At 70.0% G+C, this 10,177-nt stretch carries 13 protein-coding genes and 1 tRNA gene; 11 read left to right on the top strand and 3 right to left on the bottom strand.

What is annotated here, in order from left to right; genetic code table 11:
* Positions 1–613: amidohydrolase family protein (locus AC27IY_RS13590; RefSeq protein WP_487178157.1), on the bottom strand; the 613-nt coding region annotated here is incomplete at its 3' end.
* 81 nt (positions 614–694) lie between these two features.
* Here AC27IY_RS13590 and AC27IY_RS13585 point away from each other — a divergent pair.
* Positions 695–1,351: a hypothetical protein gene (locus tag AC27IY_RS13585; protein WP_487178156.1), complete on the top strand. Its 657-nt coding sequence runs from the start codon at positions 695–697 to the stop codon at positions 1,349–1,351.
* 51 nt (positions 1,352–1,402) lie between these two features.
* Positions 1,403–1,972, top strand: a complete 570-nt coding sequence (locus AC27IY_RS13580; protein ID WP_423451013.1) for a hypothetical protein — start codon at positions 1,403–1,405, stop codon at positions 1,970–1,972.
* On the opposite strand, the gene AC27IY_RS13575 is transcribed toward AC27IY_RS13580, so the two are convergent.
* Positions 1,973–3,181 carry a pyridoxal phosphate-dependent aminotransferase gene (locus tag AC27IY_RS13575; protein ID WP_423477533.1) on the bottom strand — a complete coding sequence of 403 codons (1,209 nt, stop codon included), beginning with the start codon at positions 3,179–3,181 and terminating at the stop codon, positions 1,973–1,975. It lies immediately after the preceding gene.
* A 157-nt stretch (positions 3,182–3,338) separates the two neighbouring features.
* On the opposite strand from AC27IY_RS13575, the gene AC27IY_RS13570 reads away from it, so the two are divergent.
* From AC27IY_RS13570 to rplL, 8 genes are all read left to right on the top strand, one after another.
* Positions 3,339–3,411, top strand: a tRNA-Trp gene (locus AC27IY_RS13570).
* 77 nt (positions 3,412–3,488) lie between these two features.
* Positions 3,489–3,734, top strand: a complete 246-nt coding sequence (secE, locus tag AC27IY_RS13565; protein WP_344217771.1) for a preprotein translocase subunit SecE — start codon at positions 3,489–3,491, stop codon at positions 3,732–3,734.
* Positions 3,735–3,797: 63 nt separating this feature from the next.
* Positions 3,798–4,562, top strand: a complete 765-nt coding sequence (nusG, locus tag AC27IY_RS13560) for a transcription termination/antitermination protein NusG (protein WP_364463084.1) — start codon at positions 3,798–3,800, stop codon at positions 4,560–4,562.
* Positions 4,563–4,683: 121 nt separating this feature from the next.
* On the top strand, positions 4,684–5,115 hold the full coding sequence (gene rplK, locus AC27IY_RS13555; RefSeq protein WP_020544879.1) for a 50S ribosomal protein L11: 432 nt from the start codon (positions 4,684–4,686) through the stop codon (positions 5,113–5,115).
* A gap of 69 nt (positions 5,116–5,184) precedes the next feature.
* Positions 5,185–5,904: a 50S ribosomal protein L1 gene (gene rplA / locus AC27IY_RS13550; protein ID WP_091080601.1), complete on the top strand. Its 720-nt coding sequence runs from the start codon at positions 5,185–5,187 to the stop codon at positions 5,902–5,904.
* Between the two features lie 195 nt (positions 5,905–6,099).
* Complete coding sequence (locus AC27IY_RS13545) at positions 6,100–6,921, top strand: SCO4651 family lipoprotein (RefSeq protein WP_423451011.1); 822 nt, start codon at positions 6,100–6,102, stop codon at positions 6,919–6,921.
* Positions 6,922–7,172: 251 nt separating this feature from the next.
* Positions 7,173–7,697, top strand: coding sequence for a 50S ribosomal protein L10 (gene rplJ / locus AC27IY_RS13540; RefSeq protein WP_329585600.1), 525 nt, complete (start codon positions 7,173–7,175; stop codon positions 7,695–7,697).
* Between the two features lie 72 nt (positions 7,698–7,769).
* Positions 7,770–8,162, top strand: coding sequence for a 50S ribosomal protein L7/L12 (gene rplL, locus AC27IY_RS13535; RefSeq protein WP_020544883.1), 393 nt, complete (start codon positions 7,770–7,772; stop codon positions 8,160–8,162).
* 110 nt (positions 8,163–8,272) lie between these two features.
* Here rplL and AC27IY_RS13530 read toward each other — a convergent pair whose 3' ends face one another.
* Positions 8,273–8,938, bottom strand: a complete 666-nt coding sequence (locus AC27IY_RS13530; RefSeq protein WP_487178155.1) for a TetR/AcrR family transcriptional regulator — start codon at positions 8,936–8,938, stop codon at positions 8,273–8,275.
* 52 nt (positions 8,939–8,990) lie between these two features.
* Between AC27IY_RS13530 and AC27IY_RS13525 the strand changes: the two genes are divergently transcribed.
* On the top strand, positions 8,991–10,175 hold the full coding sequence (locus AC27IY_RS13525) for a hypothetical protein (protein WP_487178154.1): 1,185 nt from the start codon (positions 8,991–8,993) through the stop codon (positions 10,173–10,175).
* The last annotated feature ends 2 nt before the right edge of the window (positions 10,176–10,177 follow it).

The raw sequence follows: 10,177 nt of genomic DNA, 5'->3' as shown, positions 1-10,177 counted from the left end.
GCCCCAGCAGCTCGCCGCCGTGCGGCACGGCCAGCAGCCCGCCCCGCTTGGCGATCCTGAAGGCGCGCTCGAAGTCGCGGGCCTCGCCCCGGCGCTCGTCGTTGGACAGCCCGAAGCCGATGACCCCGTGGTCGCGGTACTGGAGGGCGAGCCTGGCCAGCGTGTTGGCGTCCAGCGGGTGCCTGGTCCGGTTCGCGGCCACGATCACCGCGATGCCGACGCCGGAGTGCTCGGCGGCCTGGCGCACGGCGTCCAGCATCAGCTCCAGCGTGGCCGTCAGCCCGCCGAACCGCTGGGCGTAGCCGGACGGGTCCACCTGGATCTCCAGCCAGCGCGACCCGGCCTCCGCCTCGTCCTCGGCGGTCTCGCGCAGCAGCCGGTAGACGTGCTCCGGGCGGGTCAGGACGGATCGGGCGATATCGTACAGCCGCTGGAACCTGAACCAGCCGCGCTCGTCGGTGGCCCGCAGCTTGGGCGGCCAGTCCTGCTCCAGCGCGTCGGGCAGGTGCAGCCCCTGATCCCTGGCCAGCTCGATCAGCGTGGCGTGCCGCATGGAGCCGGTGAAGTGCAGGTGAAGATGTGCTTTGGGGAGCGTGACCAGGGACTTCGGCATCTCCTCATCTTGCCACCGGCGTCGCCATCGGTTGGCTCAAAAGAGGGGTAGGAGGCGGGCCGAGCAGGGGATCATCGGGGAATGATCCCCGAGGGGCGCGTGTACGGGCAGGAACCCGCGGACGGAACCGCGGACGCGGGCGGGCAGAGCAGGCGGGCGGCGCTCGCGGCGCTGGCGTTCGCCGCGACCGCGGTGGCCATCTACGGGCTGTTCGCGTCGGGCTTCGGGCGAGTGCGCCCGCCCGACCCGGCGGCGGAGCCGGCCGCCGCCGCCGGGCAGGGCCCGCCCGCCCCCGCCCCGCCGGCGCGGACCCCGTCGCCCGAGCCGGCCGCGCCGCCGGCGCCCAGGCTGGCCGTGATCGCCGACGGCTTCTACCTCACCTACCTCCCCCCGGGCCTGAAGCGCACCGGCGGTGGAACGTTCGGCGCCGGGGCGGGCGGCTGGGCCAGGTACGCCCCGGCGGGCTCCGGCCAGTCCGGCAGGTACATCGTGGCGCGCGTCGAACGCGGCCCCTTCGCCGCAGACTGGCCGCGCTACCGCTCCCATGCCGCCGTGCTCGACGGTCGTGCCACCGTGCTGCACGGCAGGCCCGCCGTGGTCGGCCGGGACCCGCGCGGCGGCCGGACGATCGCCTGGCTGGAGCGCCGCGGCACAGGCGTGCGCGTCAGGGCAGGTGAATCCCTGCGTAAGGAACTCCTCGCAGTTGCCGCCTCGGTCAAGGCTCGTGTAGGAGACTAGAGCCCCTTCCCGTCCCCTTCCCGGGGTGTCCACACACGTCATGGGGGGTCCATGCGGCGTCCGGCGGCGGTGCTCCTCGCGCTCGCGCTCTCCGGCTGCGCGCTTTCCGGCTGCGCGGGCGACGGCGGCTCGGGCGGCGGCGAGGCCCCGGTGCCCCGTACGTCCGCCGAGCCGCTGTCCCAAGAAACCCTGTCCGAAGAACCCCTGCCCGAGGAGACCCCGTCCGCCGAGCAGGCCGGCAGCCAGGCGCTGACGCTGTCGTGCGACGCCGCCTCCGAGGTCCAGCTGCCCGCCGTGCCCGCCCCGCTCGAACGCGCGGGCGCCTTCTCCCGCCTGCCCGCCCTCACCCGCCCCCTCGCCGTGCACGGCCTGATCTGGAGCCAGAACGACGAGCGGCTGTACGTCGGCGTGGTGTGCGGCCCGCGTACCGCCGAGCAGTTCGTCACGCTGGTGGCGCGGGCGCGGCTCACGGCGTGGGAGGGCCGGCCCGCGCTGCACTGGACCACGCGCACGGGCGTGCGCAACCTCATGTGGCTGGACCGCCCCGGCGTGGCCGTCTACGTCGGCGCGACGCCGGGGCTCAGCGACCGGATCCAGCCGATCGCCGCCGGGATCGGCTAGTCAGCGGGCCTCGGCCAGCAGCTTGCCCAGGCGGCTGACGCCCTCGACCAGGTCGTCGTCGCCCAGCGCGTACGACAGCCGGAAGTATCCCGGCGTCCCGAACGCCTCCCCGGGCACCACCGCGACCTCGGCCTCCTCCAGGATCAGCTCCGCCAGCTCGGCGGACGTGCCCGGCCGCCGCCCCCGCAGCTCCTTGCCGACCAGCGCCTTGACCGACGGGTAGGCGTAGAACGCCCCCTTGGGCTCCGGGCACAGCACGCCCGGGATGTCGTTGAGCATCCGCACCATCGTCTGCCGCCGCCGGTCGAAGGCCGCGCGCATCTCGGCCACCGCCGACAGGTCGCCGGAGACCGCCGCCAGCGCCGCCATCTGCGAGACGTTGGAGACGTTGGAGGTGGCGTGCGACTGCAGGTTGGTGGCCGCCTTGACGACGTCGGCCGGGCCGATCAGCCAGCCCACCCGCCAGCCGGTCATCGCGTACGTCTTGGCCACCCCGTTGAGTATCACGACCCGGTCGCCCAGCTCGGGGACGGCCGTGGCGATGCTGGTGAACTCGGCGCCGCCGTACACCAGGTGCTCGTAGATCTCGTCGGTGATCACCCACAGGCCGTGCTCGGCGGCCCACCGGCCGATCTCGACCGTCTGCTCGCGGGTGTGGACCGCGCCCGTCGGGTTGGACGGCGAGACGAACAGCAGCGCCTTCGTCCGCTCCGTGCGCGCCGCCTCCAGCTGCTCGACGCTCGCGAGGTAGCCGGTGGACTCGTCGGTGACCACGTCGACCTGCGTGCCCCCGGCCAGCTTGATCGCCTCGGGGTAGGTCGTCCAGTAGGGCGCCACGACGAGCACCTCGTCGCCCGGGTCGAGCAGGGTGGCGAACGCCTCGTAGACGGCCTGCTTGCCGCCGTTGGTGACGAGCACCTGCGAGGGCTCGGCCGAGTAGCCGGAGTCGCGCCGCGTCTTGGCCGCGATGGCCTGCTTGAGCTCGGGCAGCCCGCCGGCCGGGGTGTACTTGTGGAAGCGCGGGTCGCGCGCCGCCTCGACCGCCGCCTCGACGATGTAGCCGGGCGTCGGGAAGTCGGGCTCGCCCGCGCCGAACCCGATGACCGGGCGCCCGGCGGCCTTCATGGCCTTCGCCTTGGCGTCCACGGCCAGGGTGGCGGACTCGGAAATCGCGGAGATTCTCGCGGAGATGCGGCGTCGGCTCGGCATGGTTCCATCGTCGCACGACACGCTGACCTGGGGGATCAGGTTTTGGTTCGACGTGCCGGGCAATCCCCCGTATGCTTCAGCTCGGTCCTTCCGCCGCATGTCGGCGAGCGGTTCGGTCCAGGCAGTGATTCAATCAGGGTAACCTGGTTGATGACATAGGGCACTGGCGCAATTGGTAGCGCACCGGTCTCCAAAACCGGCGGTTGGGGGTTCGAGTCCCTCGTGCCCTGCGAGTGCGGTCCGCGCAAGATAGGCGTGTAAGCGCGCCGCAGAACTGCGTTGGATACGACGAATTCAGGTGAGGACTGTGGCGATCGACACGCGCGGCGAGACCGCAGACAAGCCCAGTGGCGAGAAGAAGACGCGCACTTCACCTGCCCTCTTCTATCGGCAGGTCGTCAACGAGCTTCGTAAGGTCATCTGGCCGACACGCAAGGATCTCATCACTTACACCACGGTCGTTCTGGTATTCGTTCTGATCATGGTTGCCATCGTCTACGGGCTCGACAGCGCCCTGGGATGGGCAGTGCTGAAGGTCTTCGGCGGGGCCTGATCCTGACGCCGCCGGTCGACTGACGGAGTCGCCCTTCGATTCGACGAAAGAGGAAGAGTCACCGTGTCCGAGTCTTCATTTCCGGCGGACGAGTCTCGCGACGAGTGGGACGACGAGCTGGAAGAGGCCACTGAGGAGACCGCCGAGGCGGAGTCCGAGGAGGCCGAGGTAGCGGAGAGCGACGAGCCGACCGAGGCCGATGCTTCCGCCGCCGAGGACGCTTCGGCCCTTCCCGACGTCGATCCCGTCGAGGAGTTCAAGCAGTCGCTGCGCGGCCTGCCCGGCGAGTGGTACGTCATCCACTCCTACGCCGGCTACGAGAACCGCGTGAAGTCCAACATCGAGAGCCGCAACGTCTCGCTCAACATGGAGGACTACATCTACCAGGTCGAGGTGCCGACGCACACCGTCCAGGAGTTCAAGAGCGGCAAGAAGGTGCCGGTCAAGGAGCGCGTGCTGCCCGGCTACGTCCTGGTGCGCATGGAGCTGACCGACGAGTCCTGGGCCGCGGTGCGCAACACCCCGGGCGTCACCGGCTTCGTCGGCCTGTCCAACAAGCCGAGCCCGCTCAGCCTCGACGAGGTCGCCAAGCTGCTCGCCCCCGAGCCGACCGAGGAGACCAAGAAGGCGGCCACCAAGACCGCCGCCGGCCCCACGGTCGAGTTCGAGATCGGCGAGTCCGTCACGGTCATGGACGGCCCGTTCGCCACCCTGCCGGCCTCGGTGAGCGAGATCAGCCCCGAGTCGCAGAAGCTCAAGGTGCTCGTCTCGATCTTCGGCCGGGAGACCCCGGTGGAGCTGTCGTTCAACCAGGTCTCGAAGATCTAGGTCGATCACCTACACTTAGACGTTCGGACTGGCCGCCTGCGCTGTCGGGCGGCCTCCGACATGTCAGGGCCGCATCCGCCGCCCGGCATCGCATCACAATCCAGGACCCGGAGAAGGACACATGCCTCCGAAGAAGAAAATCGCCGCGTTGGTGAAGGTCCAGCTCCCCGCTGGCCAGGCCACCCCGGCGCCGCCGGTGGGTACCGCCCTCGGTCCCCACGGCGTCAACATCATGGACTTCGTCAAGCAGTACAACGCTGCGACGGAGGCCCAGCGGGGCAACATCATCCCCGTTGAGATCACCATTTTCGAGGACCGCAGCTTCACCTTCGTCACGAAGACGCCGCCGGCCCCCGAGCTGATCAAGAAGGCCCTCGGCCTCGACAAGGGCAGCGCGGTCCCGCACCGCGACAAGGTCGGCAAGCTGAGCCGCGAGCAGCTGCGCAGCATCGCCGAGACCAAGATGCCCGACCTCAACGCCAACGACATCGAGGCGGCCGAGAAGATCATCGCCGGCACCGCCCGGTCGATGGGCATCACGATCGCCGAGTAACACCCCTTCCCAGACGTCGTGGGAGGGCCGCCGCGACGGCGACGGCCCGAGTACCACTAGGAGTACGCAATGAAGCGCAGCAAAGCGCACAAGGACGCGGCGGCCAAGGTCGACCGCGACAAGCTCTACACCCCGGTCGAGGCCGCCAAGCTCGCCAAGGAGACGTCGACCACCAAGTTCGACGCCACCGTCGAGGTCGCGCTGCGGCTGGGCGTCGACCCTCGCAAGGCAGACCAGATCGTGCGCGGCACGGTCAACCTTCCGCACGGCACCGGCAAGACCGCCCGGGTCCTGGTCTTCGCGACCGGTGACCGTGCCGAGGCTGCCCGCGAGGCGGGCGCCGACATCGTCGGCGCCGACGAGCTGATCGACGAGATCTCCAAGGGCAACCGGCTCAACGAGTTCGACGCCGTGGTGGCCACGCCCGACATGATGGGCAAGGTCGGCCGCCTGGGCCGCGTTCTCGGCCCGCGTGGCCTCATGCCCAACCCGAAGACCGGCACGGTGACGCCCGACGTCGCCAAGGCCGTCACGGACATCAAGGGCGGCAAGATCGAGTTCCGCACCGACCGGCAGGCCAACCTGCACTTCATCATCGGCAAGACGTCCTTCGGCGAGCGTCAGCTCCTGGAGAACTACGCTGCCGCGCTGGACGAGGTGCTGCGTCTCAAGCCGTCGGCCGCCAAGGGCCGCTACCTGAAGAAGGTCACCTTCTCCACGACGATGGGCCCGGGCGTTCCGGTCGACCCCAACGTCACCCGCGGCATCACCGCCGAGCTGGGCGAGTAATCGCGTCTGCTCAGGTAGAGCCCCGCCCGTCTCGTACGGGCGGGGCTCTTCTGCTTGGGTCAGGCGTTCTTTGCGCCGGAGGGGTTGGGGGGTTGTGGAGGAGCTGTGCAGAGTGTGTGGGGGAGAACCCTGGGTTTTCCCCGAATTGTGCGGGGAAGCCGCTACAGTCCCGGATCGCAAACGTAGGGTCAAGACATGCTGAAGCGCACGATAAGTCTCGCCGCGGCCGGAGCCGCGCTCGTCGTGGCCGCGGTTGCCGGTTGTGGCACGAACGCCCAACCCATCCAGGTCAATTTGGCGGCCTCTGAGGTCCTGGCGCAGGCCGCGCAGAAGACCACCGAGGTCACCAGCTACACCGTCGACGCCGTCGTCAACGCCTCCGCCGCCCAGGAGGGCAACGGCCGGGTGCAGGGCCGCATGCTCTACCAGAGCAAGCCCGAGCTCGCCGTGGACCTCACGCTGGACACCGTGGACATGGGCGGTCAGAGCCTGCCTGGCGGCGTCCGCGCCGTGCTGCAGGGCGACACCGTCTACGTCAAGGTCGAGGCGCTGAACAAGATGCTGGGCGCCACCAAGCCGTGGATCAAGGTCTCGCTGAACGAGGTCGGCGACCGTACGCAGGTCGACCAGTACCTCGCCCAGATCCAGCAGTTCGACCTGGCCAACGTCACCAAGCTCGTCACGGCCTCCAAGGACGTGAAGCAGGTCGGCACCGAGAGCGTCAACGGCGAGGACACCACCCACTACAGCGGCACCTTCCCGGTCGAGGCGGCCGTGCTGCTGCTGCCGGCCGACCGGCAGGAGCAGGCCCGCTCGAACCTGGCCGAGCTCAAGGACGTCGCGTTCGACGTCTGGGTGGCCGCCGACGGCCTGCCCCGCAAGCTCGCCCTGAACGGCCAGAAGGACGGCGGCAAGCTGGACGCCACGCTGTTCTTCAAGGACTACAACAAGCCCGTGACCATCCAGGCCCCGGCCGCCGACCAGGTCGGCGAGATGCCGAAGACCACGACCAACTAGGAACCACCACCGAGAACGATTTGGAAACTCGGCGGCCAGCACGTACTCTGGTCGTTGCCGAAGACCGCCGGTCGTCGTCAGGTGCTCACATCCTGGCGGCCGAAGGTTCCACGTCTTGTGGACGACCCGCGCAGGTGTGATGCGAGTTTCCCGCATGGTCATCCATGTGCGTGAGCCCCGTGTGCGCCCTGCGCCCGGGGCTGTTCTCATTTCTGAAGACCTTCGCCGGCGGCACATCTGGAAGGAGGCCCATGGCGAGGGCGGATAAGGCGACGGCTGTTGCCGAGCTCAAGAACGAGTTCGAAGGTAGCGCCGCCGCCGTTCTGACCGAGTACCGCGGTCTCACCGTCGCGCAGCTCAAGGACCTGCGCAAGTCTCTCGGTGAGAATGCGAAGTTCGCCGTGGCGAAGAACACCCTGACCAAGATCGCGGCCAACGAGGCCGGCGTGACGGGTCTGGACGACCTGCTGGTCGGCCCCACCGCTGTCGCCTTCGTCAAGGGCGACGTCGTGGAGGCGGCCAAGGGTCTGCGTGACTTCGCCAAGGCCAATCCCCTTCTGGTGATCAAGGGCGGCGTGCTCGAGGGCAAGACGCTCGACGCCACCGAGATCACCAAGCTCGCCGACCTCGAGTCCCGCGAGGTCCTCCTCGCGAAGCTTGCCGGTGCGCTCAAGGCGAAGCAGAGCGCCGCTGCCGCGATGTTCGCCGCGCTGCCCACGCAGATGGCTCAGCTGGCCGAAGCCCTTCGCGCGAAGCGCGAAGAAGCAGGCGAGTAACACGGGGGTTGCCGCACCCACCGCGGTCCCGTTCCTAGTTTTCAGCAAGTCCTAAACGTAAGGAAACGCATCATGGCGAAGCTCAGCAACGACGAGCTCATCGACGCTTTCAAGGAGATGACCCTCCTTGAGCTCTCCGAGTTCGTGAAGCAGTTCGAGGACATCTTCGACGTCAAGGCCGCCGCCCCCGTCGCGGTCGCCGCCGCCCCCGCCGCCGGTGGCGGTGCCGAGGCCCCGGCCGCCGAGGAGCAGGACGAGTTCGACGTCATCCTCGAGGCCGCCGGCGACAAGAAGATCCAGGTCATCAAGGAGATCCGCGCCCTGACGTCCCTGGGCCTCAAGGAGGCCAAGGACCTGGTTGACGGTGCTCCGAAGCCGGTCTTCGACGGCAAGGTCAACAAGGAGCAGGCGGAGAAGGCCAAGGCTGCCCTCGAGGGCGCCGGCGCGACCGTCACCGTCAAGTAAGACGGCTGGAGCTCCTGGCTCGACGCTGAAGGGGCGGAGGACATCCTGGTGCCGGATGTCCGCCGCCCCTTTTCGTATGCCCGGGGGCTTCCGCGACCACGACGGCGGTGTCAGAGCCGGCTCTGGATGCCGTCGAGGATGAGCGTGAGCCCGAGCTGGAACTGGGCGTCGAAGTCGTCGATGCGCACCTGGGCGAGCTCGGCGAGCTGCGGGCGGTGCCGTTCCAGATGCCGCGCGGTCCGCTCGCGCAGGTCGGTCTCGGCCGGAGGGGTGCGGACGACGGTCCGCCAGGTGTTCTCGGCCGCGACGAACCCGTTGACGTAGGACGACAGGGTCCCGACGGCGGCGACCAGCTCAGGGCCGGACAGGCCGGCGTCGGCGAGAGCGGCGTAGCAGCGTTCGGAGCGGGCCAGGGCGTTGGGGCCGAGCAGCGGGCGGGTGGCGGTGAGCGCGGGAGCCCATGGGTGCCGCCGCATGACCTGCCTGCTCTGGGTGAGCTGGGCGGTCAGCAGGTCGCGCCAGGACGGGTGCTCGCGCGTCTCGACCTCGCCGATCACCTCGTCGAGTGCCAGGTCGAGCACGTCCTCCTTGCTCGTGACGTACTCGTACAGGGACATCGTGCCCGCCTGCAGGCGCGCGGCCAGGGCGCGCATCGAGAACCCGGGCACGCCCTCCGCGTCGAGCAGCGCGACGGCCGCCTCGACGATGCGCGCGCGGGACAGGCGCGGCTTGCGCGGGCGTTCGTCGTCGCCGCGCAGCCAGATCGACTCGGGCATCCGCCCTCCGGCCGTGCGCTGTACGGAAAACCGTACGGCTAGCTTACGCGCCATGACCGAACCGCGCTGGACGCACGCGTACGCCCTGCTCGCCCTGCGCCTGAACCGCCTGATGGGCGGCGGCGCACTCATCTACCGAGGCCCGCGAGAGTGGCGTGACCAGGCCGAGTCCGAGGCCCCCGCCGTCCCCGGCCGCCTGGCGGACGACGCCGACCGGCTGCTGGAGCGCCCGCCGTCCCCCTACCTGGCCGCCCACGTGACCGCGATGCGGGCGGTCGCCCGCTGTCTGGCCGGCGAGCGGCTGCCCCTCACCGAGTACGCCCGCCAGGTCCTGGGCCTGGAGCCGCGGTGGCTGCCCGAGTCGCTGTTCGGGCAGGCGCACGACCGGCTCGACCGGGCACTGCCGAAGCGGCCGGGGCCGTTGTCCGACCGGCTGCACGACTGGCAGGCCGCGCACACCCTGCACGCCGTCGAACGCCTGCCCGGCCTGGTCGCCGAGGCGGTGGCGGAGTGCCGCCGGCGGACGAACGCGATCATCCCGCTCCCTCCCGGCGAGGTCGTCGACTGCCTGCTCGTCCGGGACACGCACTTCCACGCGGCCGGTGACTATCAGGGCGGGCTGAGGTCGGCGATCCACATCAACGTCTCGATCCCCTTCAACCTGGCCGACCTGCTGTACGTCGTCGCGCACGAGGGCCATCCCGGACATATCGCGGAGTCGATGCTCAAGGAGACGCGCGCGGACCAGCGCGTGAGGTTCATGGTGTCCCCGTCGTTCCTGCTCAGCGAGGGGCTGGGGCTGCTGGCCGAGGAGATCGCCTTCCCCGGTGACGAGGCCCAGGAGTGGCTGACCGCCCACATCCTTCCCACCTGCGGCATCCGTCCGGACGGGAGCGACTTCGCGGCCGTTCACCAGGCCAGGAACGTGTTGTGGGGCGTCTGGGGCAACGCCGCGCTCATGGCCGCCGAGGGGCGCGGGGAGGCGGAGGTGGGCGCGTACCTGGCCCGGTGGGCGCTGTACGACGACCGGGAGGTGGCGGCGGCGCTGGCGGGGCTCAAGCCGTCGGCGGCCAGCCCGTACATCTTCGGATATTTCCATGGATGGGAGCTGCTGCGACCCTGGGTCACCGGCCCCGGCCGGGTCCGCCGCCTCCTCACCGAGCAACTTCTCCCCGGCGACGTGGGGCTCAGGAACTTCTCATCCTCGTCTCAGGGCCGCTCCACCCCGCCTGCCTAGCG

This window comes from Nonomuraea sp. B208 (genome assembly GCF_057536035.1).
The sequence above is the reverse complement of the archived record's forward strand: the minus strand, read 5'-3'. Positions and strand labels throughout refer to the sequence as shown.